Raw genomic sequence first — 23,792 nt, forward strand, 5'->3', positions numbered from 1 at the left:
CGCACCGGCACCCCGGAGGGGGGCGTCTTCGGGCGTCCACGTCCCCGTCCACGTCGTGGTTCCACCATCAGGTCTCACCCACAGGAGAGCTCAATGGTCAAGATCTCGTCGTCCGGCCCGCGGCACAGCACCCCCCGCAAGCGGCGCACCGCCCTGGCCGCGCTCGCGGTCGGCACCCTGGCCGGCGCCGCCGCGCTGGTGCCGGGCATGGCGCAGGCGGCCGGCAACCCCCATGGCGACGACGTGTCGTCGCACCAGGGCAACGTGGACTGGGCGGCCACCAAGTCCGCCGGCGCGCAGTTCTCGTACTCGAAGGCCACCGAGGGCACGTACTACACCAACCCGTACTTCGCCCAGCAGTACAACGGCGCCTACAACGCCGGCCTGATCCGGGGCGCGTACACCTTCGCGATCCCGAACGGCTCCACCGGCGCCGCGCAGGCCGACTACTTCGTCGCGCACGGCGGCGGCTGGTCCAAGGACGGCAAGACCCTGCCGGGCGCGCTGGACATCGAGTACAACCCCTACGGCGCCGAGTGCTACGGCCTGACCCAGGGCTCGATGGTCAACTGGGTGTCCTCGTTCGTCAACGAGTACCACGCCAAGACCAGCCGCTGGGCGGTCATCTACACCACCACCGACTGGTGGAAGACCTGCACCGGCAACTCCGGCGCGTTCGCCAACAACGACCCGCTGTGGATCGCCAACTACAACGGCTCGGCGGGCACGCTGCCGGCCGGCTGGGGCTTCTACACCATCTGGCAGTACGCCGACTCCGGCTCCATGGCCGGGGACCAGGACGTCTTCAACGGCGACTACAGCCGCGTCCAAGCACTGGCCAACGGCTAAGCAGGAGCCGACGATGTCCGCATCCACCCACGGAACCCGCCGCGCGGCCCTGCTGGCCCTGGCGGTCGCCACGGCCGGCGCGCTGCTGCTGCCGGCCACCGCCGGCAGTGCCTCGGCCAGCGGCACCACCAAGCCGAGCGCCGCCCCGGCCGCCGTCCCGGCCCCGCACGCCAACCCGCACCCGGGCTACGCGCGCACCGTCACCGGTCAGCTGGTCAAGGTCGACACCACCCGGCACGACACGCCGGTGCACCCGACGGTGGCGACCCACCCCCAGCTCGACTACCTGGGTTCCACTATCAAGGCCCACGAACCGGCCGCACAGCCCGCCGTACGGCCGGCGCCCCTGGCCTCGGTGCCGCAACTCCCGGGCATCGACGTCAGCGCGTACCAGGGCAACCTGGACTGGGCCAGTATCGCGCCCAACATCGACTTCTCCTACACGAAGGCGACCGAGGGCACGTATTACACGAACCCGGACTTCTACAACCAGTACGTCGGCCCCTACGACCAGGGGCTGATCCGGGGTTCGTACCACTTCGCCAACCCCAGCGACTCCGGCGGCGCCGCCCAGGCGGACTACTTCGTCAACAACGGCGGCGGCTGGTCTTCCGACGGTCTCACCCTGCCCGGGATGCTCGACATCGAGTACAACCCCTACGGCTCGGAGTGCTATGGCCTCAGCGGAAGCCAGATGAGCAGCTGGATCTGGGACTTCGTGAACGAGTACGCGGCGCGCACGGGCGTCTACCCGGTGATCTACTCGACCACCGACTGGTGGAACACCTGCACCAGCCAGGACACGAACTTCGCGAACTACGACCCGCTGTTCATCGCGAACTACGTGGCTTCCGGCGGCGGCACGCTGCCCCCGGGCTGGGGTTTCTACACCTTCTGGCAGTACGCGGACTCCGGTTCGGAGCCCGGCGACCAGGACGTGTTCAACGGTCCGTACAGCCAGCTACAGGTCCTGGCCAAGAACGGCTGAGGGTCCGCGGTATCGGCTGAAACAGCGAGTCCCCGTCTCCGCTCCTGGAGGCGGGGACTCCGTGCGTGTCTCGGTGCGTGTCCGCGTCGGTGGCGGGCCGGTTCGGCGCCCCGTTCCCGATCGCTAGTCTGTTCTCTTCTGCGAGCACGATCAGGGGAGAGAGATGAGCGGGGTTCAGCTGTCGGGCGCTGAAGCCATGGAGTTGTTACAGCGGGGCGAGGACGCCGCCGAGGCCCAGGACTGGCCGGTAGTCGCGGCCTGCTACGAGCAGTTCCTGACCGCCTTCCCGGACACCCCGATCAGCGCCGAGCTCTGGTTCGACGCGGCGCTGGCGCACAAGCTGCTGCGGAACTGGCCGAAGGCCTACGAGTTGGGCCGGCAGGCGGCGCTGCGGGCCGGCGAGGCGGAGGGCAACGCCGCGTGGTGGAACCTGGGGATCGCCGCGACGATGGTCGGCGACTGGGGCACGGCGCGCGAGGCGTGGACCAAGTACGGCGTGCCGCTCACCCCGGGCGAGGGTGAGATCGAGGACGGATTCGGCTCGGCGCTGGTGCGGCTGGACCCGGACGGCGCCGCGGAGGTGGTGTGGGTGCGGCGTATCTGCCCTACGCGGGCCCGCATACTGTCCGTGCCTTACGGCGAGCGCCGCTTCGGCGAGATCGTCGTGCACGACGGGGCCGCCACCGGCGAGCGCCGGGTCGGCGACCACACGTTCCCGGTCTTCGACGAGCTGGCGTTGTGGCTGCCGTCCCCGACGCCGACATGGCGCGCACAGGTGACCGCCCCGGCACCGGAGGACATGACGGCGCTGGCCGACGCCTTCGACGAACAGGGGCTGGCGATGGAGCCGGTGGACAGCGTGACGTTCCACTGCACGTGTTGCAGCCGCGGCTCGCTGGAGACGGCCACCACGGTCCTCGCGGGCGCGCGGGACGTGTTGCTGGCGGCGCCGGACGAGCAGACGGCGATCGGGATCCTCACGGCGTGGGCGGTGGCCGGCGCGGGGCGCGCTTGGCACGCGATTCACGCCAAGGCGGGGGCGGATCGGTGACGCGGAAGCGGACCGACAATGCGAGGTAATCCTCAAGCTTTGATATGAGGATCGGCGTCCACGCATCCACGCGTCTACAGCGGAATTCGTATTTTGACTACGCAGTCTTCTCCGCGCGGACACGACAGCCGGCACGGCATATCGGGCAAGCGGTCGCAGGCCGCCCACACCGGCGCGTTAAGGTGTCGAATCTACGTCTTTTGTCACCCTGTACCCGCCTTCCCGCCCCAGGTCAGGGTGGGATAAGCTCCAGCGCTGTCCATGAGCGAAGCTATGCCGCTGACATCCCAGACACAACCTAAGTGATCCGGTCGCGAGGGCTCGGGGCCGGCACAGAGAAGAGCCAGCATGACCACCAGCCGAATAGGCCGCGGAGCGCTCGTCACGCTCGGCGCGGCAGCGTCGATGGCTTGGGCCGCGGGTGCCGCGAACGCCTGCGACAACACCCCGCACCAGCCGTCGAACCCGAAGCCGCCGGCTCCCACGAACCACAAGCCCGACCACCTGTGCAAGGTCAGCGATGACGACGTGCAGTACGCGGTGTCCGACCAGGCCGGCAACGCCGTCGGCGGCTGGCACTCGACCAAGGGGTTCTACCGGACCCCGGACGAGCCGACCTACGGTTATGTGGTGCAGCTCAACCCGGGCCGGGTCGCCGAGGGCTGCACCGGCAGCGTCCCGATCTCGCTGGCCTCGTACGACACCGACGCCGAAAATTGGGAGGACACGGGCCTCCAGACGTTCGTGGACTTCGCGACCACGACCCTGAGCACGGCGTCGAAGACCTCGACCACCGCGCACCTCACGGTGAAGCTGCCCGGCGCCGCCGGCGGTAAGTGCTACGGCCAGATCGACCTGTACCCCGGCAGTGACAAGTACGACGGTCACGACAAGCAGCACGCGCTGCCGGACCACTCGCACGACGTCTGGACGCCGCCCACCCCGTTCACCGCCTGGAACGGCTCGGACACCGCCGGCACCTGCGGGCCGTCGACTGGCGGCAGCAGCACTCCGCCGCCGACGACTGGCACCACCACGACGCCCCCGACCACGCCGCCGACCACGCACCCGTCGACGCTGGTCTCCACGGCCCCGCCGGCCGCGCCGAAGCCGAGCAGCAGCACCGGGACCAGCACGCCGTCCACCCCGGCGACGACCACCAGCCCCGGCACCCCGACCCTGGCCCACACCGGCGCCAACGTCGGCGAGGTCAGCCTGGTCGCGCTGGCGTTCTTCGGCGCTGGCGGCACGGCGATGTTCGCCTCCCGCAAGGCCAAGCTCGCCGGCGCGCGCAAGCACTGAGGCGGGCGACGCGGCGCAGCGGCACCGCCTCGCGTTCGCATCCGCATCAGAGCGCTGATGCGGTGCGATGGACGCTCTCCAGAACCGCCGACCGGCATCGCCGGTCGGCGGTTCTCGTTTGTCTCCATCGATAGTCTTCGGACCATGGGGACAACGGATAACACAGGTGACACACCAGAAAAGCTGCTGGCGGACGGCACCGCGGCGCTGATGGCGGCCTCGTTCAGCCAGGGCGACTTCGACGACGCGCAGGCCAAGCTGGAGGCGGCCCGGGCGCGGGCCGCGGCCGACGGCGACCGCCGGAGCGAGGCCTTGGCGCTGGACAAGCTCGCGATGGTGCTGCACTACCGCGCGCTGGAGAACAACCGCGACACGTCCAACGCGGACGCCGAGGAGGCGCTGTTCCGGCAGGCGCTGGCGACCCAGCGGGAGATCGGCGACCAGGCCGGCGTCGCCGAATCGCTGTTCGGCATCGGGCTGGTGCATCAGGTGCTGCGCGGCGACTGGGCGACGGCGATGCCGTACTACCGCGAGGCGCTGGAGCTGGCGGATCAGCACGCCGACGCTTACGTGCGCTCGGAATGCTACCGACACCTGGGCTTCTACTACTTCGCCGAGGAGCACGACGCGGACACCGCACTGAAGCATCTACACACCTCGCAGCGCCTGCGCGAGGAGTGGGGCGACCCGCGCTCGATCGCCAGCGGCACCCTGACGATCGGCCAGCTCCATCTGCTCGCCGGCCGGCACGCCGACGCGGCCCGGGACCTGCGGACGGCCCTGGAGCAGATGGAGCAGGCCGGCGTCGGCGGGCGGCGCGCCGAGGAGGGCACCGAGTGGCTGCGGCGGGCTGAGGCGGGGGAACCAGCACCAGAGATTTAGAGCACACGCTCCAACTCCCGACCAGGCCGGGCCGACTACAACCATCAACACCCGCGACAAGTCGTAGTGTGATGGAGGCACACGAAGTGGGCCAGGGTGGAGGCTGCGATGTGGTTCGGGGTGTTGGGACCGACGATCGTCGTCGACGAGGACGGTGCGAAAGTGCCGCTCGGGCCCGGGATACCGCGCGCTGTGCTGGCGATGCTGCTGGCCCGGGCGAATCGGACGGTGCCCGCCGATCGGCTGGCGGCCGCGGTGTGGGGCGAGAAGCCGCCGCCGTCCGCCGAGGCGTCGCTGCGCAACCATGTGGCGCGGCTGCGGCGGCAGTTGGGCGCGGCGGCCGGTGAGCGGATTCAGACCGCGAATCCGGGCTACCGCATCGAGGTGCGCGACGGGGAGTTGGACGAGCAGGACTTCGCCGACCGCACCCGGCGCGGGCATCAGGCGCTGGCCGACCGGGACTGGGCGACGGCGGCGGCCGAACTGGGCGGCGCGCTGGCCCTGTGGCGCGGCGAGCCCTACGCCGACCTGACCGCCGAGGCCGGGAACGAGGCGCACGTCCAGCAGCTCCAGGAGTCACAGATGCTGGCCTGGCAGGCCCGGATCGACGCCGACCTGCAGTTGGGCCGGCACCGGGAAGTGGTGCCGGAGCTGGTCGCCCTGGCGGCCCGGAATCCGGTGCGCGAGGCCCTGCACAGCCAGCTGATGCTCGCCCTCTACCGGTCCGGCCGCCAGGCCGAGGCGCAGGAGGTCTTCCACGCGCTGCGGCGGACGCTGTCCGACGAGCTGGCCGTGCAGCCATCTGCCGGGATCAGTGGGCTGCATCGCCGGATCATCGCCAACGACCCCGATCTTGAGCCGACTGCCCCGCCGGTGCCCGCCCCGGCCCTGTCGGCGCCCGCCGGGGCTGTCGCCGCCCCCTCCGCCTCCTCCCCCACCAACGTCAACGCCAACGCCGCAGCGGCATCCGGCGTCCCGCCGGCAGCGGTCCCAGACGGTTTCCGGTTCCAGCTGCCCGCCGACACCAGGGTCTTCACCGGCCGGGACACAGAGCTGCGAGCCCTGTTCGCCGCGGCCGACAGCGGCGACGGCACCGTGGTGATCACCGCCCTGGACGGCATGGGAGGCGTGGGGAAGTCCACGCTCGCCATGCACGCCGCGCATCTGCTCAGCCCCCGCTTTCCGGACGGGCAGCTGTTCGTCGACCTGCGCGGCAACACCGCCGGTCTGGAACCGCTGAACCCCATGGACGCCTTGCACCACCTGCTGACCTCTCTGGGGGTGCCGGCCCAGGCCGTACCGGCCGATCCGGCCTCCCGGGCCGCGTTCTACCGGGCCCGGCTGGCCGGTACCAAGACGCTGATCGTCCTGGACAACGCCGCCGGCACCGCCCAGGTGCGGCCGCTGCTGCCGGGCTCGGCCGACTGCCTGGTCCTGGTCACCAGCCGCAAGCGGCTCAGCGGGCTGGAGGACGCGCACCTGCTGACGGTGGACGTGCTGCCCGAGGCCGAGGCGCTGGTCCTGTTGCAGCGGCTGGTCGGCGCCGAGCGGGTGTCGGCGGCCGATCCGGCCGTGGCCGAGCTGATCGCGCTGTGCGGGCGGCTGCCGCTGGCGATCCGGATGGTCGCCGCCCGGCTGCGGGTCTCGCGGCGGCGGACCGTGGCGGACCTGGTGGCCGCGCTGCGGGACGAGGCCGGCCGGCTGGACCGGCTGCACGACGACGACCGCGACCTGACCTCGCTGTTCGAATCCTCCTACAGCTGGCTGCCGGACCCCGAACAGCGCCTGTTCCGGCGGCTCGGCCTGATACCCGGCACCGAGGTGGACGCCCCGGCCGCCGCGGCGCTGCTGGGCGCCGAGGTGCGCGAGGCCGAGCGGGTCCTGGAATCGCTCGTGGATCACAGCCTGCTGATCGAGCACTCGCCGAACCGGTACCAGATGCACGATCTCGTGCGGGTCTTCGCCCGGACCGTCAGCGAGCGGGAGCCGGGTGAGCAACGCCTGGCCGCGACCGACCGCCTCTTCGACTACTACCTGCGGGCCTCGGGTACCGCCGGTCTACTGCTCGCGCGCTATACCCGGACCTGGCTGCCGACACAGAGCAACAGCAGCGGCAGCGGCAGCGGCAGCGGCGGACCGTCCGGCCCACCGCCCGCCGCTGTGGCTCCGTACCAGGCGCCGCTGAACCGCGACGCCGCGCAAGCCTGGCTGAGTACCGAGCGCGCGAACCTGCTCGCCGCCGTCGAACAGGCCTCGGCCGCCCACCAACCGGAGCGCGTGATCGGGCTCGTGGCCGGGCTCGCTCCGTTGCTGGAGTCCGAAGGCAACTGGCGGGATGCCGGGCTGCTGCACGAGAAGGCTGTCCAAGCCGCTGAGGAGGCCGGCGATGCCCTCGCCGCGCGCGAGGCGCTGTTCCACCTCGGGTCCATCCGCCGGGTCCTGACCGATCTGGCCTCGGCCGCCGAGATCCACACCCGGATCCTGGCGCAGTGCCGAGCGGCCGGCGACCGGCTCGGCGAGGCCAACGCCATCCACGAGCTCGGCTGCATCAAATTCAACCAGAGCGACTTCAAGGCCGCCGCGGAGCTCTTCGAAACGGCGCTGGGCCACTACCGGGACCTCGACGACGCCCGCGGCCGCGCCTACACGCTGCTCTCGCTGGGCCGCACCCGCCACGGTACGGGCGACTTCGCCGGAGCCACGGAACTGATGCGGTCGGCCCTGGCCGAGTTCGAGGCCCTGGGCGACACCAAGAACCGCGGCGTCGCCCTGGCGATCCTCAGCCACACCCACCGCGAAATCGGCGACTACCCGGCCGCGATGGCGTCCGCCCACGAAGCCCTGGAGATCTTCCAGTCGCTGGGCCAACGGGGGAACGCGGCCAACGTGGCGGTCCAACTCTGCCGGATCCGCTACGCCCTCGGCGAATACCAGGCCGCCCTCGAACTCGCCGAAAGCGCGCTCGCCTTCTTCCGCGAAGTACGCGTCCCCCTGGGCATCGCCCTCGGCCTGTGGGACACCGGCCGCATCCGGCTGGCACTGGGCGACACCCCGGCCGCCATCGCCCTGCTGACCGAGGCCCTCACCGCCTTGGAGCAGATCGGCAACCACCTGGGCATCGCCAACGCCTGCCACGACCTGGGCCGCGCCCACCACGCCGCCGGCCGCACCCAGCAGGCGGCCGAGTACCTGGAGCGCGCCAACGCCGAGTTCCGCGGCGTCGGCGACCGCCACGGCGAGGCCGACGTGCACGCCACCCAAGGCCGGCTCGCCCTGGACACCGCCCACTCAGACCAGGCCCGCGAACACTTCGACCAGGCCTGGAAACTGGCGACCGACGTCGGCAGCCCACCCCTCACCGCCCGCGCACTGGAAGGCCGAGCCCACCTCGCCATCCGCGCCGACCAGCGCGAGGAGGCGATCGCAGACCTGCGCGAAGCCGTCGCCATCTACGCACGCATCTCCTCGCCGAACGCTGCCACCGCGGCTGCGGAACTGGCCAGGCTAGTTGACGGGTCAGGGGACGAAGACCGTAGAGAGCTTTGAAGCCAACAGCCCACAGCTCGACCGCAACCCGGCCCGCAAACTCCCGCTCCGAAAACGAGCTAGGCCCAAGCCATCCGCGATCGCTGCGCCCAATACTCCGAAGCAGGCAAAGCCAGCACGGAAAGCTGCTCCAGCTGATCAGCCGCCAAGTGCAGACGCGAGGCAGCCACGTTGCTCTCCAACTGCGCCACAGTGGCCGCCCCTGACAACACGACGTCGGCCCAAGGCTGAGCCGCGACCGCGGCCAGCGCCACAGCGTCCACCGTCGCCGACGCCTTCACCGCGACCGCGGCCAACACCGAATCGTCCTGGGGCTGCTCGGCAAGATGCGCATCAGTAAGCCGCCCGTTTGCCAGCGCCTCCTTCACGACAACCGTCCAACCGGCCTCATGCGCCTCGGCCAACGCCGGCGCAGCGGAGGTCTCCAACACGTTGTACGTGGCCTGAACCGCTTCGAAGAGCCGACTCCCACCCACCGTGACCCGCAACGCCGCCCGGATCGCCTCGGCCTGCCGCGGCCCGCTCGTCGACAGCCCGATCCGCACTCCCTGAGCGGCCAACGCGGCCAGCCGGCGGTGCAGCCCCTGATCGGTCAGCGCCGGGCTGTCCGGGGTGACCGAGTGGATCTGATACAGATTCAGCCGATCGCCGAGCAGTGCCCGGGTCTCGCCGATCTGCCGCGTGAACACCGCGACGCTGTGGTCCTTGACCTCGTGCACCGGCGCGTCGGTGCGCCAGTCGGCCGTGTAGGTGTAGCCCCACTTGCTGCCGACGGCGACGTCGTCGATATCAGGATGCGAACGCAGCCAGCCGGCCAGGAACTCCTCGGCCCGGCCATAGGAGCGAGCGGCGTCGAAGTAGCGGATTCCGGCCGCGTAGGCCGCGTCCAACACCGCGTGCGCACGTGATCGCATCGCCTCGACGGTGCGGTCGGCGGGCAGGTCCTCGGCACGTCCCAGGTTGATGTATCCAGGACGTCCCACGGCCGCCAAGCCCAGCCCGAAGGCCACCATAGATTTCTCCTGTGTGTGTAAGCGGTTCGGGCTTCAAGGCATCTCAGGCCAGCAACGCTGCCGCACGACGCGCTGCACGCTCTCCAACGTCTCGAACCCCATCGCCTCGGCGGCCACCTCGGCGCACACCCGCGCGTCCAACCGTCGAATACGTACCCTGACCTCATCCAACGCGGCAGGAGCCACCGACAACACGTCACACCCCAGACCGATCAGCAGCGGGACGACGAGCGGATGGGCAGCGGCGTCTCCGCACACTGATACCTTCAGCCCACGCTCGTGCGCCGCCGTCACGGTACGCGCGATCGCCTGCAACACCCGCGGATGCGCGGCCAGCGCCGGGGACACGGCCGGGTCGCGCCGGTCCAGGCGCAGGATCTGACTGGTCAGATCGTTGCTGCCGATGGAGAAGAACCCCGCCTGGCCGGCCAGCTCGGAGGCGATCTGGACGGCCGCCGGCAGCTCGATCATCGCGCCGATCGGCGGCGCCGCGACTGCCAGCTCCGTCGCGACCTCGGCCAGGATCCGCGCGCACGAGGCCAGCTCATCGACCGTGGCCACCATGGGAATCATGATGCGCAGATCGCACGCGGCTCCGGCGGTGAGGATCGCACGGAACTGATTCGCGAAAGCCTGTGGCGCGGCGAGCATGTACGGCAGGCCCCGGCCCAGGTGCCCGTCCACCGCCTGGTCGGCGAGCAGCGGCGGGAACTTGTCGTCGGCGAAGTCCAGCGTCCGCACCGTCACCGGCTTCCCGGCCAGCTTGCTGAGGATCGGGGTCAGAACCGCAGTGTGCTGATCCGCCGTCGGCCACTTGTGCGTGTCCAGGAAGGGCAGTTCGGTACGCAGCAGGCCCACGCCGTCCGCGTTGGCGTTGTTCGCGGCCTTGGTCTCGATCGCCGTGGCGACGTTGGCCCGCAGCGCGACGGCGCGGCCGTCAAGGGTCCGCGACGGCAGGCCGCGCTCGGCGGCCAGGATCTCGCGACGCCGGCGCGCCGCCGCCATCACCGCGACCGCCGCCTGCCGCTCCCCCGGCTCGGGATCCACGACGACGGACGGGCCCTCGGCCTCGATGAGGACCTCGGTGCCGTCCGGATGGTTCAGCACCGCCGGGCTGACGCCCAGCACCAGCGGGATCCCCAGCGAGCGGGCGATGATCGAGGCGTGCGAGCTGGGCCCGCCGACCAGCGAGACGGCCGCGACGACCAGGTCGCCGTACTCCAGCAGGTCCGCGGCGCCGATCTCGTGCGCGACCAGCACCACCGGGCCGTCCGGCGCTGCCGACGCGGCATCGGCACCGACACCGGCCCCGGCCAGCTGCGCCAGGACGCGGCGGCCGACCTGGCGCACGTCGGCGGCGCGTTCGGCCAGCATCGGGTCGTCCAGGGTGGCGAGCATGGTGCCGTATTCGTCCACGGCTTGGACGACGGCGCGCGCAGCCGGCTCCCCGGCCCGCACCTGACGCAGCGCCGCGCCCCGCAACTCCTGATCCTGCGCGATGTAGCCGTCGACCTCGACGATGTCGGCCAGGTCGGTCTGCCCGGAGTCGCGCAGCGTGCGGGCCAGCGCGGCCAGCTGCTCGGCCACCGCGTCGAACGCGTCGGTGACCTCCGCGACCGGGTCCCCGCCGGCGCCGCCGGCACCGCCGAGGCCGCTGACGTCGCCCGAATCACCCGTGCTGCTGCCGACGCCGTCGGCAGCACCCGAACCCCGCTGCCCCAAGGCCGCCGGCACCACCTCGGTATGGCGCAGCACCCCCAGCGCCGTGCCCCCAGACGCCGACTGGCCGACATACGTCAGTCGAGTCACGGCTTCAGCACCTCGGCCAGGGTCCGGAAGATCAACGCGGTGGAGGTCGCGCCGGGGTCCTGGTGCCCGGTACTGCGGGAGCCGAGATAGGACGCCCGGCCCTTGCGCGCCTGCAAAGGAATCGTGTCCTTCGCCCCGGTCTCGGCGGCCTCGGCGGCCTTCTCAGCCGCGGTCGCCTCGTCCTCCCCGGCGCGCGCCGCGGCGCCGAACGCCTCCAGCGCCGGGGTCAGGGCGTCGACCATGGTCTTGTCGCCGGGCACCGCCGCCCCGAGCTTCTGCACCCCGGCGAGTCCGGCGTCCAAGGCCGCGGCCAGCTGCTCGGCGTCCGCGACCGGCCCGGTCAGCTGCTTGCCGGTGGCCCGGAAGAAGGTGCCGTACAGCGGACCGGCGGCGCCGCCGACCTTGGAGATCAGCGTGGTCCCGGTCTTGACCAGCACGTCGCCGACGCCGGCCGGCTCATAGCCGTCCAGGGCCGCGACCACGGCGGTGAAGCCGCGCTGCATGTTCACCCCGTGGTCGGCGTCGCCGATGGCCGAGTCCAGCTGGGTCAGGTGGTCTTTGTGCTGGTCCATGGCCGCGGCTATGGACCGTACCCACGTCCTGGTCTGGTGGATGTCCACCGGTCGACTCCTTCTGTCCGAGGTCTGGCGAGGTAGCAGGTGCGTACGCGCCTACGCGCCCCAGCGCAGGGCCGGGGTGTTCACCGGCGCGTCCCACAAGGCAAGCATCTGTTCGTCGGCTTTGCACACGGTGAACGATGCGCCCGCCATCTCCAGGCTGGTGATGTAGTTGCCGACCAGGTTGCGGACGATGCGCACGCCGCGTTCGGCGAAGTACTTCGCGACGTCGGCGTAGGCGACGTACAGCTCGATCAGCGGGGTGCCGCCGAGGCCGTTGACCATCACGATGGTCTCCTCACCGGCGGCCAGCGGCTGGTCGGCGAAGATGGCGTCCAGCGACCGGGCGACGATCGCGGCGGCCGGTTCGAGCTTCTCGCGGCTGCGGCCGGGCTCGCCGTGGATGCCAACGCCGACCTCCATCTCGTCCTCGGCCAGTTCGAAGCCGGGCTTGCCGGCCGCGGGCGTGGTGCAGGGGCTCAGCGCGACGGCGAAGCTGCGCGAGGCGGCGTTCACCCGGCGGCCGATCTCGGCGACCGAGGCCAGATCGGCGCCCTGTTCGGCGAGCGCCCCGGCGATCTTCTCGACGAACACCGTCGCGCCGGTGCCGCGGCGGCCGGCGGTCCAGGTGGAGTCCTTGACCGCGACGTCGTCGTCGACCAGGACGGTGGCCACCTCGATGCCGTCCTCGCCGGCCAACTCCGCCGCCATCTCGAAGTTGAGCACGTCGCCGGTGTAGTTCTTGACCACGAACACCACTCCGGCCCCGCCGTCCGCGGCCTGGGCGGCGGCCAGCATCTGGTCCGGGACCGGGGAGGTGAAGACCTCACCCGGGCACGCCGCGTGCAGCATGCCGGGGCCGACGAAGCCGCCGTGCAGCGGTTCGTGTCCGGAGCCGCCACCGGAGATCAGGGCGACCTTGCCGACCGAGGGGCCGCCGGCCCGGGTGATGATCCGCGCCTCGAGGTCCACTTTCAGCGTGGGATGGGCCGCCGCGACGCCGGCCAGCGCGTCGTCCAGGACGGTATCGGGAGAGTTGATCAGCTTCTTCATGCCGGGACTCCTTCGGAGGACACTGCGACGGACGGGACGGGCGGAGCGAGCGGGCGAGACGGGCGGGCAGGCGGACCCGGCGATCATCCCAAGCTCATTCGGCGTGAACCACCGCCTTGCCTCCTCGCGGGGGACAGAAGCGGCCACCGTAAAGAATTTACCCAGCTGACTTCTGTTCGTCATCACTGAACGATGTTCGGAAGCTAACCCCGGTGCCCGCCGGTGTCAAGGGATCAGGGCCGCGCGACCCGGGCACTGCCCCGGCCGGCACCGAGCTCGCGCGAGATCTGCCGCGCCACCTCACGCACCGCCACGATGTGGTCCTGACGTGTGGCTTCGTCCAGGACCCGCTCGACCGGGCCGATGACGCCGATCGCCCCGGCCACGCCGTTGCGGTCGAAGACCGGCGCGGCGATCCCGGCGTCGCCGAGGGCCGACTCCTGGTTCTCCAGCGCGTGGCCGGTCCGGCCGACCTCGTCCAACTGCCGGGACAACGCGGCCGGGTCGGTGATGCTGGAGCCGGTCAGCGCCGGCAGGTCGCCGGCCAGCAGCGGCTGGCGCTGGTCCGGCGGCAGGAACGCGACGATCGCCTTGCCCAGTGCGCACGTGTGCCAGGGGATGCTGGCGCCGACCTCGAGGATCTGCACGACGCCCTCCGGGCGGAACGCGTGGTGCACGACGAAGACGTGGTCGCCGGTCAGCACCGCGACCCAGACCGCCTCGTCGGCCCGGGTCGCCAGGGTGTCGGCCCAGCTCAGCGAGCGGGCGCGCAGCTCCTGGGTGTCCAGGTAGGCGTTGCCCAGCAGCAACAGGCCCGGACCCAGCTGGTAGCGGCCGGTCTCGGAATCCTGGACGACCAGGCCCTCGCCCTCCAGCGTGCGCAGCAGGGCGTGCACGGTGGGTTTGGCGACGCCGACCCGTTCGGCCAGCTCGGTCACGCCCAGGCGCGGACCACCGGCGGCGAGCTCCCGCAGGACGCGCACCGCCCGCTGCACCGACTGCACCATCCGCCGACCCTCGCCTTCAGTAGCGCCGCACTCGGCCGCGTCCGTCCGCCCGCGTTCATCCGCCGCGTTCAGCGGTACTCGACCGCATGGCCGCTTTCAGTATTGCTGAACAGTGTTCCGAGATTTAGTATCAGCGTTCATGAACCAGTCCATCGGCATCGTACTCGTATCCCACAGCGCCCAACTGGCGACGGGCCTGCGCGAACTGCTGGCCCAGGTCGGCTCGGACCGGGTACCGGTGGCGGTCGCCGGCGGCACCGAGGACGGCGGCCTGGGCACCAGCTACGACCGCATAGTGGCCGCCATCGCCGAGGCCGACCAGGGCGCCGGGGTGATAGTCCTGCCCGACCTGGGCAGCTCGGTGCTCACCACCTTGGCGGTGCTGGAGGACTACCCGCGCGCCGACGTGCTGCTGGTGGACGCCCCGTTCGTCGAGGGCGCGGTGGCCGCCGCCGTCACCGCGGCCACCGGTGCGGATCTGGCCGCGGTGGCCGAGGCGGCGCGGCAGGCACGCGACATGGTGAAGGTGCAGGGCGATGCGCCCGCCGCGCCCCCCACCCCCGAATCCACTCCCCTGGCTGAAACCGAACCCCGCCCCGACAGCGTGTCCGTCGCGGTGACACTGCCGGCCACGCTGCACGCCCGGCCGGCGGGCCGACTGGCGGTGGAAGCTGCGAAGTTCGCCAGCGCCATCCGCCTCGAGTACGGCGGCAAGTCAGTGAGCCCCACCGGCATGCTGACCGTGATGAGCTTGAGCGCCAAGATCGGCGGGACGATGACGGTATACGCCGAGGGGCTGGATGCCGATGCGGCCGTCGCGTCGCTGGCGGCGATTCTGGCCGAGATGGAGTAGAGCTGTGGAGTAGAGCTGTGGAGTAGGGCTCAGGAACCGGCCGCGCCCCGAAGCGCGGCCGAAGCCGGAGCCCCCAAAGACTCCGAGATCTCCACCGCCGCCGCGACGACCCGCTCCCCCAACCGCTCCACCGGAACGTCCCAGGGCTCCAGCGCCAGCGTCGAGACGCTGACCGCCCCGGTCACCCGCCCGGTGTGGTCGAACACCGCCGCGGCCACACACTGGATGCCCGGTTCGTTCTCCTCGTCGTCGACCGCGTAGCCCCGGGCCCGTACCCCTTCCAGGTGGCGCAGCAACTCGCCCTCGTCGCTGATCGTGTTCGGGGTGCGGGGCTCCAGGCCGGTGCGCTGGACGATCGCGCGCACCGTCGGCTCGGGGAGGGCGGCCAGGATGGCCTTGCCGATGCCGGTGGCGTGCAGGCGCACGCTCATGCCGACGCGGGAGGGCATCCGGTAGGGCTTGGCACCCTCGATCTTGGCGCCGTAGACCACGTCGTCGCCGGCGAGCAGGCCCAGGTGGACGGGGTATCCGGTGTCGTCGCTGAGCCGGCGCAGCGCTCCGTCGGCGTGTTCGGCGGGGTCGAAGCGGCCCATCAGGCGGCCGGCGAGGGTCAGCACCACCGGGCCGCCGATGTAGCGGCCGTCGCCGGTGGTGAGCGCGAAGCGGTGCTCCACCAGGGACTGAAGGATGCGGTGGACCGTGGAGCGGGCCAGGCCGGTGGCCGCGGTGATGTCGGCCAGGCGCTCGTGCTCGCCCAGGGCCTGAAGGACCGCCAGGACCTTGTCCGTCGCGTTGCCGCCGTCGGGGCGACTCTTCATCATCTTCCCATCCAACCCCCGTCGACCACGAGGGTGTGTCCGTTCACGTACGCCGATGCCGGGGCGGCCAGGAAGACCGCCGCACCGACGATATCCTCCGCCTCGCCCCAGCGTCCGGCCGGAATGCGGGCCCGGATGGCCTCGTTGCGCTCCCCGTCCTCGCGCAGCGGGCGGGTGTTCTCGGTGGCGATGTAGCCGGGGGCGATCGCGTTCACCTGAACGCCGCGCGCCGCCCATTCGTTGGCCAGCGCCCGGGTCATTCCGAGGACCGCGTGTTTGCTCGCGGCGTAGGCGGCGACGTTCACGCCGCCCTGGAACGACAGCAGCGAGCCGATGGTGATGATCTTCCCTGAGCCGTGCCGGGCCATGGCCGCCCCGCAGGCTTGGGCCAGCAGGAATGCGGAGTCCAGGTTGACGGCCATGACCTCCCGCCACGCGGCGTAGCCGACCTGCTCGGCCGGTCCGCGCCGGATCACTCCGGCGTTGTTGACCAGGATGTCGACGCGGCGGCGTTGAAGCAGGGCACTGATCGACTCCGGAACCGCCTCCGGCCGCGACAGATCCAAGGCGACAGTCTGCGTCTCGCGCCCCTCGCGCCGCACCGCCTCGGCCGTCTCGCCCAGGTCACCGGTCCGGCCGAGCAGCACCAGGTCCGCGCCGGCGCGGGCGTATCCGACGGCGATCGCCCGGCCGATCCCCGAGCGGGCCCCGGTGACCAGCGCGGTCTTGCCGTCGAGCCGGAATGCCGCCGCCGTCGAGGAGTCCGCGGTCACCGCATCTCCGTCACCGCGACATGGTCCATGTCCTCAAAGGCCTGGTTCTCGCCGCCCATCGCCCAGACGAAGGCGTAGGACGCGGTGCCGAACCCGCAGTGCACGGACCAACTCGGCGAGATCACCGCCTGCTCGTCGGCGACGATGAGGTTGCGGGTCTCGTCCGGGCGGCCCATGAGGTGCACGATGCGCTGGTCCTCGGGGAGGTCGAAGTACAGGTAGCACTCGGTCCGGCGGTCGTGGGTGTGGCAGGGCATCGTGTTCCACATGCTGCCGGGCTCCAGCACCGTGACGCCCAGCACCAGCTCGCAGCTGCGGACGCCGCCGGTGTGGACGTGCCGGTAGATGGTGCGGTCGTTGGAGCCCGCCACCGCGCCGAGCCTGGTGCCGTCGAGGTCTGAGATGCGGGACAGGGTCGTCGGGTGGTCGGCGTGCGCAGCGGTGGAGACCAGGTAGTACCGGCCGCCGGGACCGAACGTGACGTCCCGTGAGCCCCGGCCGACGTACAGGCAGTCGCCGTGGGCGAGCCGGTATTCGGTGCCGTCGACCGTCACCGCGCCGGCCGCCGGGCCGACGTTGACGATCCCCGCCTCCCGGTTCTGGCAGAAGAACTCCGAGCGCAGCGGATCGAAAGTCGGCAGCGTGACCGGCGCGTCCGGCGCCACGCCGCCGACGATCATCCGGTCCTGATGCGAGTACACCGCCCGCACGTGATCGGCCGGGAACAGGTCTTCCACCAGATAGTGCCGCCGAAGATCCTCGGTCCCGAAACTGCGGACCTGACTGGGATGCGTCGCGTGCCGGACTTCCATTTTCCCCGGACCCCTTCCCTGAGCCGATGTGCGGTGCCACGATGAGTCCACTTCGTGTCCGTCCTACAGTACGGCGTTCCATAAGACAGAACAATGGCGGGATGAGAGAGGCAGGCGCCCATGTACCACCAGCAGGTGAATCCCACCGGGTCGCTCACGGGCACGGCGCTGCTCGCGCTGCTCCCCCTGACCGCCCTGCTCATCCTGCTCGGCGGGCTGCGCTGGAAGGCCCAGTGGGCCGGGCTGGTCGCGCTGGCCGCGGCGGTCGCCGTGGCGCTGTTCAGCTACTCGATGCCGCTCGGACAGGCCCTGGACGCCGGGGCCTTCGGCGCGGCGCTGAGCCTGCTCCAGGTCCTGTGGATCACCTTCAACGCGATCTGGATCTACAACCTCACGGTCCGCTCCGGGCACTTCGAGGTCCTGGGCCGGGCCTTCGCGGCGATCAGCGACGACCGCCGGGTCCAGGCGATCGTCATCGCCTTCTCCTTCGGCGCGCTGCTGGAGGCGCTGGCCGGCGGCGGCTCACCGGTGGCCATCTGCTCGGTGATGCTGGTGGCCGCGGGCTTCGATCCGCTGAAGGCAGCCGTGCTGGCACTGGTCGCGGACACCGCGCCGGTCGCGTTCGGCGGCCTGGGCAACCCGATCACGGTGCTGGGCAGCACGACGGGGCTCTCGGCGGACAAGTTCGGGGCGATGGCCGGCCGGCAGAGCGCGATCCTGGCGGTGTTCGTGCCCGCCATCCTGGTCGGCATCGCCGGCGGCTGGAAGGCGCTGCGCCAGGTGTGGCCGGCCGCGCTCACCGCGGGGCTGACGTTCGGGCTGTGCCAGTTCGCCTTCTCCAACTACTGGTCGTACAAGCTCTGCGACATATTCGCGGCGCTGGCGTCGGCCGGCGCGATCATCGCCCTGAATCGGGTCTGGCGCCCGGCGGATGCCGAGGGCGGACGGCCGGTCCCGGTGATCGCCGGCGGTTCGGTCGACGACCCCGATCCGGCGGTGGTCCGCCGCGTCGGCGCCCCCGGTGGCGACAGCCGGACCGACCGCGTCAAGGCGTTCGCGCCGTACGCGGTGATCGTGCTGCTGTTCTCCCTGGCCCAGCTCGACTCGGTCAAGAACTGGCTGGCCACCCACGGGATCTGGAAGTTCGCCTGGCCGGGGCTGCACATACTGAACGCCAAGGGCAAGCACGTCGACACCGGCTACACCCTGAACTACCTCGGCGCGACCGGCACCCTGCTGTTCGTCTCCGGGCTGATCACGCTGCTGATCCTGCGCACCGGCCTGATAGCCGGGGCCCGCACCTACGCCGCGACGATCCGCCAGTTCGGCTGGGCCATCTTCACCATCCTGTGCGTCTACGGCTTGTCCTATGTGATGAACCTGTCCGGGCAGATCACCACCCTCGGCGTCTGGCTGGCCGGCGCCGGCTCGGCCTTCGCCTTCCTGTCCCCGGTGGTCGGCTGGTTCGGCGTCACCATCACCGGCACGGACGTCGGTTCCAACTCCTTGTTCGGCAACCTCCAGGTCACCGCCGCGCACCAGCTGAACGTGGGGCCGACACTGTTCGGCGCGGCGAACAGCTCCGGCGGCGTGCTGGGCAAGATGATCTCGCCGCAGAACCTGGCGATCGGCACCGCGGCGGTCGGCGAGGTCGGCGCGGAGGGCCTGCTGTTCCGGCGGGTGCTGGGCTGGAGCCTGGCGATGCTGCTCGCGCTGTGCACGATCGTGTGGTTGCAGTCGACGCCGGTGCTGAGCTGGATGGTCGTGCACTGATACCGGCGTGCCGCTTGACAAACCCCAACCTCAACGTCCGGCAACCCGCCGTCAACCCGTGAGCGACTCAAGCGCATATGCCGACCTCGCCCGCGCAAACCGAGGACATCGCTGATTCGGGGGGTATGGACACAACCTTTACCCTGGGTCACACTCATCTTCACAGTCTGATCAGACTGCTGACATCGGGACATCGGGACCTCAGGACAACCTGACCTCAGGACATCCTGACCTCTGCTAGGGCACAGCGCAAACGTGGCGCCGTGCCTAGCGGCGCCGCGGAATGGCAGCCTCCGGCCACCAAGGAGCCGTAAGTGCGCATTCCCCTTCCGCAACGCTTGGGCAAGGTCATCGCCCTCGCCGCCGCACTCGCTTTAACGACGGGAGTCGGCAGCGCCGCCGCCGACGCCGGTCATACCGACGCCAGAAGCACCGTCTCGGCCGCCATCCACCCGGCCGCAGGCGGAACCAGCCAGGCCGGCAAAACCCCGTCGACCGGTGCCGCCGAGCCCGGATCCCTCAGCGGCGCCAAGCCGAACGCGCGGGCGCTCTGCCCGCCGGCCGGCAAGGGCGCCTTCACCTGCTTCGCGTTGCAGCGCACTGACATAGCCGGTGCCAACGGGCTGACCCAGGCCGGCACCACGCCCGCCGGGTACGGACCGTCGGACCTGCTCAGCGCCTACAACCTGCCGGCCGGCGGCGGGGCCGGGGCGACCATCGCCATCGTCGACGCCTACGACGACCCGAACGCCGAGAGCGACCTGGCACTGTACCGGACCCAGTTCGGGCTGCCGGCGTGCACCACCGCCAACGGCTGCTTCAAGAAGGTCGACCAGACCGGCGGCACCACCTACCCGACCCCGGACTCCGGATGGTCCGGGGAGATCTCGCTGGACCTGGACATGGTCAGCGCGACCGCGCCGCAGGCGCACATCATCCTGGTCGAGGGCAACACCCCGTCGTTCAGCGACCTGGGTGCGGCGGTCGACGAGGCGGTCGCGCTCGGGGCCGGCTACGTCTCCAACTCCTACGGCTCCAACTACACCTCGACCCCCGGCAGCGGTGAGGACCCGTCGGAGACCACGTCGATGGACCCGTACTACAACCACCCGGGCGTGGCGGTGCTCGCCAGCACCGGTGACGGCGGCTACGGCGTGGCCTACCCGGCCGCCTCGCAGTACGTCACCTCGGTCGGCGGCACCTCGCTGACCAAGGACTCCAGCGCCCGCGGCTGGTCGGAGTCGGTGTGGTCCAACTCCTACGGCGGGCCGGGCTCGGGGTGCTCGATGTACGAGCCCAAGCCGAGCTTCCAGCAGGACACCGGCTGCGCCAATCGCACGGTCGCGGACGTGTCCGCGGTCGCCGACCCGGCCACCGGCGTGTCGGTCTACGACACGTACCAGGCCGCCGGCTGGCAGGTCTACGGCGGCACCAGCGCCTCCACGCCGCTGGTCGCCGGGGTCTACGCGGACGCCGGCGCGCCGTCCGCCGGGACCTACCCCAACTCCTACCCCTACGCGAACCCCTCGGCGCTCAACGACGTGACCCAGGGTTCGACGGCCACCTGCACCCCGAGCTACCTGTGCACCGCGGGGGTCGGCTACGACGGCCCGACCGGCCTGGGCACGCCCAACGGCCTGGCCGCGTTCACCAGCGGTCCGCACGGCGTGGTCGCCGGCAAGGTCACCGACAGCGCCGGCCCGGTGGCCGGAGCCAAGGTCTCCGTGGGGGCGACCAGCGCCACCACCGCCGCGGACGGCAGCTACAAGCTGACCGTGACACCCGGTACCTACACGGTCGGTGTCAGCGACTTCGGCTACGCCGACCAGTCGGTGACCGGTGTCGTGGTCGCCGACGGCGCGACCGTCGCGGAGAACTTCACGCTCGCGGCCGTGGCCCGGGTGGCGGTGACCGGCAAGGTCACCGACGGCTCCGGCCAGGGCTGGCCGCTGTACGCGACGATCACGGTCGACGGCATGCCGGGCGGACCGGTGTACACGAACCCGAAGACCGGCGCGTACACGATCCAGCTGCCGGTGGACAAGACCTACCAGCTGCACACCGCGGCCGCCTACCCCGGCTATCAGAGCACTGACACCTCGGTGGCCGTGGGCGTGTCGGCGGTGTCCCAGCCGATCTCGGTGAACGTGGACGCCTCGGCCTGCACCGCAGCCGGATACCAGGCCGGGCACAACGGCCAGTTCCAGACGTTCGACGGCACCGCCGCCCCGACCGGCTGGACCGTCACGAACAGCGCCACCAGCAACGGCGGCTGGGAGTTCGACGACCCGGGCAACCGGGGCAACCTCACCACCGGCACCGGCGGGTTCGCCATCATCGACAGCGACCACCTGGGCAGCGGCAAGTCGCAGGACACGTACCTGACCTCGCCGGTCGCCGACTTCACCGGGATCGCCTCGCCGGAGCTGGACTTCGCGACGTACTACAAGCCGTTCGGCACCTCCACCGCGACCGCCGAGGTCAGTGTGGACGGCGGCACCACCTGGTCCGCGGTGTGGTCGCAGACCACCGCCGCGGTGAACGGCTCGACCGTGCGGATCCCCTTGCCGCAGGCCGTGGGCAAGACCCAGGTGCAGGTCCGGTTCCACTACACCGGCAGCTGGGCCTACTTCTGGGAGGTCGACAACGTCCTGCTGGGCGTGCAGACCTGCAACCCGGTCCCCGGCGGACTGGTGGTCGGCCAGGTCACCGACGCCAACACCAAGGCGCCGCTGGCCGGCGTGAGCGTGTCGGAGACCGCGGCGCCGACCGTCGGCGGCACGTCGGCGACCGGTACCGACCCGGCGATCAAGGGCGCGTTCTACTGGTTCTTCTCCCCGACCACCGGTTCGGTCCCGCTGAACGCGGCCAAGGGGCACTACACCAGCGGTTCCGCGACCGCGACCGTGGCGGCGTCCAAGGTCGTCGAGGCGGACTTCGCCCTCAAGGCCGGACGGCTCACGGTGACGCCGGGGTCGATGTCCAAGACCATTCCGTGGGGCGGGAACGCCACGCAGACGGTCACAGTGAAGAACACCGGCTCCGCACCGGCCACGCTGAACCTCAGCGAGCAGCCGGGCGGGTTCGTGATGCAGAACGTGCCGGCGGCACCGACGCAGATCGTGCCGGCGCACGTCACCACCGGCAGCGCGCTGATCGCTGCCAAGCAGCTGGGCGCCAAGGCGGTGCACCCCAACGCCTCGACGTCCGGTGACAGCTGGCAGCCGCTGGCGAACTTCCCGTCGCTGATCCAGGACAACATCGCCGACTTCTCCGGTGGCAAGCTCTACTCCGGGTTCGGCTTCGACGGCACCGCCGACTCCAACAAGCTCTACTCCTTCGATCCGACCGCCGGTGCCTGGACGGCGCTGGCCTCGGCGACCGACACCCGCGAATCCCCGGCGCACGGGTTCATCGGCGGCAAGCTGTACGTCGTCGGCGGATGGGCCACCGACGGCAACCCCGACCCGAAGATGGAGGTCTACGACCCGGCTTCCAACCAGTGGACCACCGGCCCGGCTTCCCCGGCTCCGTACGCGGGCGCCGGTAGCGCAGTTGTCGGCTCCACGCTGTACGTCGTCGGCGGCTGCACCACCACGTGCGGCACCACCGACGTGTACGGGTTCGACGCCGGCGCCGGAACGTGGACCAAGATGGCCGCGTACCCGGAGTCCACGGCCTGGCTGTCCTGCGCCGACGTGCTGAACAAGCTGGTCTGCGCCGGCGGCACCTCGGCGACCGCGGCCAGCCAGAGCACCTACATCTACGACCCGGCGGCCAACTCCTGGACCAAGGGGGCCTCCGCGCCCACCGCGTTCTGGGGCGCGGCCGGCACCGGTGCCAACGGCAAACTGGTGGTCACCGGCGGCGTACTCACCGCCGGCCTGACCAACCAGGCCTGGGCCTACGACCCGGCCGCCGACTCCTGGGCGGCACTGCCGAACTCCAACGTCAGCGCCTACCGCTTCGGCGGCGCGCTGGGCTTCTACACGGTCGGCGGCGGCCAGGGAACCCTGACCCCGCCGCTGGCGACAACGCAGGTACTGCCCGGCTACAACGTCGGCCCCAGCACCGACGTGCCATGGCTGTCCGAGAGCGCGACGACCGTCACGCTCGCCCCCGGCGCCTCGGGGACCTTCCAGATCACCGCGGACGCCAGCGACCCCTCGATCACCCAGCCCGGCGGCTACACCGCCAGCCTGAGCCTGGCCTCCGACACGCCCTACCCGCTGACCGCGCTGCCCATCACCATGACGGTGAAGCCGCCGGCGACCTGGGGCAAGCTCGCCGGCGTCGCGGAGTACACGGACGCCAGCGGCGCCCTGGTCCCGTTGGCCGGGGCCACGATCCAGATCGACACCTGGACCGCCCACTACACCCTGCACACCGACATCAACGGCAACTACGGACTCTGGCTGGACTACCGCAACAACCCGTTGACGGTGATCGCGGCCAAGGACGGCTACCAGCCGCAGGTGCAGACGGTGACGATCAAGAAGGGGGCGACGAGCACGGTGAAGTTCGTGCTGTTGAAGGACTGAGCACCCGCACCGGGCTGACGGCCCGGTGCGGCGGTCGGGGGCGGGATCACGCGGATGCGTCGGTTCCGCCCCCGGTTCGCGCCCGCACCGGCGCGAATCAGCTCT

At 71.1% G+C, this 23,792-nt stretch carries 17 protein-coding genes; 9 read left to right on the forward strand and 8 right to left on the reverse strand.

Annotated features, from left to right (window positions below; all coding sequences use genetic code 11):
- Positions 1 to 93: 93 nt before the first annotated feature.
- The 6 genes from IZR01_RS07270 (at position 94) to IZR01_RS07295 (ending at position 8,618) form a co-directional block, all read left to right on the forward strand.
- Entirely contained in the window at positions 94 to 849 is a 756-nt protein-coding gene (locus tag IZR01_RS07270) for a lysozyme (RefSeq protein WP_194894567.1), read from the forward strand.
- A 13-nt stretch (positions 850 to 862) separates the two neighbouring features.
- Positions 863 to 1,837 (forward strand): GH25 family lysozyme, encoded by a 975-nt coding sequence (locus tag IZR01_RS07275; protein WP_194894568.1) that lies wholly within the window; start codon positions 863 to 865, stop codon positions 1,835 to 1,837.
- 163 nt (positions 1,838 to 2,000) lie between these two features.
- Positions 2,001 to 2,888, forward strand: a complete 888-nt coding sequence (locus IZR01_RS07280) for a tetratricopeptide repeat protein (protein WP_228559006.1) — start codon at positions 2,001 to 2,003, stop codon at positions 2,886 to 2,888.
- Positions 2,889 to 3,236: 348 nt separating this feature from the next.
- On the forward strand, positions 3,237 to 4,190 hold the full coding sequence (locus IZR01_RS07285; RefSeq protein ID WP_194923357.1) for a hypothetical protein: 954 nt from the start codon (positions 3,237 to 3,239) through the stop codon (positions 4,188 to 4,190).
- A gap of 144 nt (positions 4,191 to 4,334) precedes the next feature.
- A complete protein-coding gene (locus IZR01_RS07290) occupies positions 4,335 to 5,072 on the forward strand; it encodes a tetratricopeptide repeat protein (RefSeq protein ID WP_194923358.1) in 738 nt (245 codons plus the stop codon).
- A 108-nt stretch (positions 5,073 to 5,180) separates the two neighbouring features.
- Positions 5,181 to 8,618, forward strand: a complete 3,438-nt coding sequence (locus IZR01_RS07295; RefSeq protein WP_194923359.1) for an AfsR/SARP family transcriptional regulator — start codon at positions 5,181 to 5,183, stop codon at positions 8,616 to 8,618.
- 59 nt (positions 8,619 to 8,677) lie between these two features.
- Here IZR01_RS07295 and IZR01_RS07300 read toward each other — a convergent pair whose 3' ends face one another.
- The 5 genes from IZR01_RS07300 to IZR01_RS07320 all read right to left on the reverse strand — a co-directional run bounded on the left by IZR01_RS07300 (position 8,678) and on the right by IZR01_RS07320 (position 14,117).
- Complete coding sequence (locus IZR01_RS07300) at positions 8,678 to 9,631, reverse strand: aldo/keto reductase (protein WP_194923360.1); 954 nt, start codon at positions 9,629 to 9,631, stop codon at positions 8,678 to 8,680.
- Between the two features lie 33 nt (positions 9,632 to 9,664).
- Positions 9,665 to 11,440: a putative PEP-binding protein gene (locus IZR01_RS07305; protein WP_194923361.1), complete on the reverse strand. Its 1,776-nt coding sequence runs from the start codon at positions 11,438 to 11,440 to the stop codon at positions 9,665 to 9,667.
- On the reverse strand, positions 11,437 to 12,060 hold the full coding sequence (gene dhaL, locus IZR01_RS07310) for a dihydroxyacetone kinase subunit DhaL (protein WP_194899045.1): 624 nt from the start codon (positions 12,058 to 12,060) through the stop codon (positions 11,437 to 11,439). Before dhaL ends, IZR01_RS07305 begins: the two co-directional genes overlap by 4 nt.
- Positions 12,061 to 12,111: 51 nt before the next feature.
- A complete protein-coding gene (gene dhaK, locus IZR01_RS07315) occupies positions 12,112 to 13,110 on the reverse strand; it encodes a dihydroxyacetone kinase subunit DhaK (protein WP_194899044.1) in 999 nt (332 codons plus the stop codon).
- 233 nt (positions 13,111 to 13,343) lie between these two features.
- A complete protein-coding gene (locus tag IZR01_RS07320) occupies positions 13,344 to 14,117 on the reverse strand; it encodes an IclR family transcriptional regulator (protein ID WP_194899043.1) in 774 nt (257 codons plus the stop codon).
- 139 nt (positions 14,118 to 14,256) lie between these two features.
- Here IZR01_RS07320 and dhaM point away from each other — a divergent pair, with 139 nt between their 5' ends.
- The gene (gene dhaM, locus IZR01_RS52155; RefSeq protein WP_194923362.1) at positions 14,257 to 14,970 is read left to right on the forward strand and encodes a dihydroxyacetone kinase phosphoryl donor subunit DhaM; all 714 of its coding nucleotides are present in this window, start codon (positions 14,257 to 14,259) and stop codon (positions 14,968 to 14,970) included.
- 29 nt (positions 14,971 to 14,999) lie between these two features.
- Here dhaM and IZR01_RS07330 read toward each other — a convergent pair whose 3' ends face one another.
- The 3 genes from IZR01_RS07330 to kduI are packed head-to-tail and all read right to left on the reverse strand — an operon-like array spanning position 15,000 to position 17,373.
- Positions 15,000 to 15,791, reverse strand: a complete 792-nt coding sequence (locus tag IZR01_RS07330) for an IclR family transcriptional regulator (protein WP_194923363.1) — start codon at positions 15,789 to 15,791, stop codon at positions 15,000 to 15,002.
- Positions 15,788 to 16,561, reverse strand: coding sequence for an SDR family oxidoreductase (locus IZR01_RS07335; RefSeq protein ID WP_194923364.1), 774 nt, complete (start codon positions 16,559 to 16,561; stop codon positions 15,788 to 15,790). Before IZR01_RS07335 ends, IZR01_RS07330 begins: the two co-directional genes overlap by 4 nt.
- Positions 16,558 to 17,373 (reverse strand): 5-dehydro-4-deoxy-D-glucuronate isomerase, encoded by an 816-nt coding sequence (kduI, locus tag IZR01_RS07340; protein ID WP_194897399.1) that lies wholly within the window; start codon positions 17,371 to 17,373, stop codon positions 16,558 to 16,560. The genes IZR01_RS07335 and kduI overlap by 4 nt, the downstream gene beginning before the upstream one ends.
- 120 nt (positions 17,374 to 17,493) lie before the next feature.
- Between kduI and IZR01_RS07345 the strand changes: the two genes are divergently transcribed.
- Both IZR01_RS07345 and IZR01_RS07350 read left to right on the forward strand, forming a co-directional pair.
- On the forward strand, positions 17,494 to 19,146 hold the full coding sequence (locus tag IZR01_RS07345) for an L-lactate permease (protein WP_194923365.1): 1,653 nt from the start codon (positions 17,494 to 17,496) through the stop codon (positions 19,144 to 19,146).
- 446 nt (positions 19,147 to 19,592) lie between these two features.
- Positions 19,593 to 23,687, forward strand: a complete 4,095-nt coding sequence (locus IZR01_RS07350) for a carboxypeptidase regulatory-like domain-containing protein (protein ID WP_438939690.1) — start codon at positions 19,593 to 19,595, stop codon at positions 23,685 to 23,687.
- Positions 23,688 to 23,792 lie beyond the last annotated feature (105 nt).

It is taken from the genome of Catenulispora pinisilvae (genome assembly GCF_015356865.1).
GTDB lineage: Bacteria > Actinomycetota > Actinomycetes > Streptomycetales > Catenulisporaceae > Catenulispora > Catenulispora pinisilvae.

What these genes read in the sequence shown, in the direction of transcription:
- IZR01_RS07285 (WP_194923357.1), top strand. Translation starts at nt 3,237, where the DNA reads ATGACCACCAGCCGAATAGGCCGCGGAGCGCTCGTCACGCTCGGCGCG.
- IZR01_RS07300 (WP_194923360.1), bottom strand. Translation starts at nt 9,631, where the DNA reads ATGGTGGCCTTCGGGCTGGGCTTGGCGGCCGTGGGACGTCCTGGATAC.
- IZR01_RS07290 (WP_194923358.1), top strand. Translation starts at nt 4,335, where the DNA reads ATGGGGACAACGGATAACACAGGTGACACACCAGAAAAGCTGCTGGCG.
- dhaK (WP_194899044.1), bottom strand. Translation starts at nt 13,110, where the DNA reads ATGAAGAAGCTGATCAACTCTCCCGATACCGTCCTGGACGACGCGCTG.
- IZR01_RS07275 (WP_194894568.1), top strand. Translation starts at nt 863, where the DNA reads ATGTCCGCATCCACCCACGGAACCCGCCGCGCGGCCCTGCTGGCCCTG.
- IZR01_RS07345 (WP_194923365.1), top strand. Translation starts at nt 17,494, where the DNA reads ATGTACCACCAGCAGGTGAATCCCACCGGGTCGCTCACGGGCACGGCG.
- dhaM (WP_194923362.1), top strand. Translation starts at nt 14,257, where the DNA reads ATGAACCAGTCCATCGGCATCGTACTCGTATCCCACAGCGCCCAACTG.
- IZR01_RS07295 (WP_194923359.1), top strand. Translation starts at nt 5,181, where the DNA reads ATGTGGTTCGGGGTGTTGGGACCGACGATCGTCGTCGACGAGGACGGT.
- kduI (WP_194897399.1), bottom strand. Translation starts at nt 17,373, where the DNA reads ATGGAAGTCCGGCACGCGACGCATCCCAGTCAGGTCCGCAGTTTCGGG.
- IZR01_RS07280 (WP_228559006.1), top strand. Translation starts at nt 2,001, where the DNA reads ATGAGCGGGGTTCAGCTGTCGGGCGCTGAAGCCATGGAGTTGTTACAG.
- IZR01_RS07330 (WP_194923363.1), bottom strand. Translation starts at nt 15,791, where the DNA reads ATGATGAAGAGTCGCCCCGACGGCGGCAACGCGACGGACAAGGTCCTG.
- IZR01_RS07270 (WP_194894567.1), top strand. Translation starts at nt 94, where the DNA reads ATGGTCAAGATCTCGTCGTCCGGCCCGCGGCACAGCACCCCCCGCAAG.
- IZR01_RS07320 (WP_194899043.1), bottom strand. Translation starts at nt 14,117, where the DNA reads ATGGTGCAGTCGGTGCAGCGGGCGGTGCGCGTCCTGCGGGAGCTCGCC.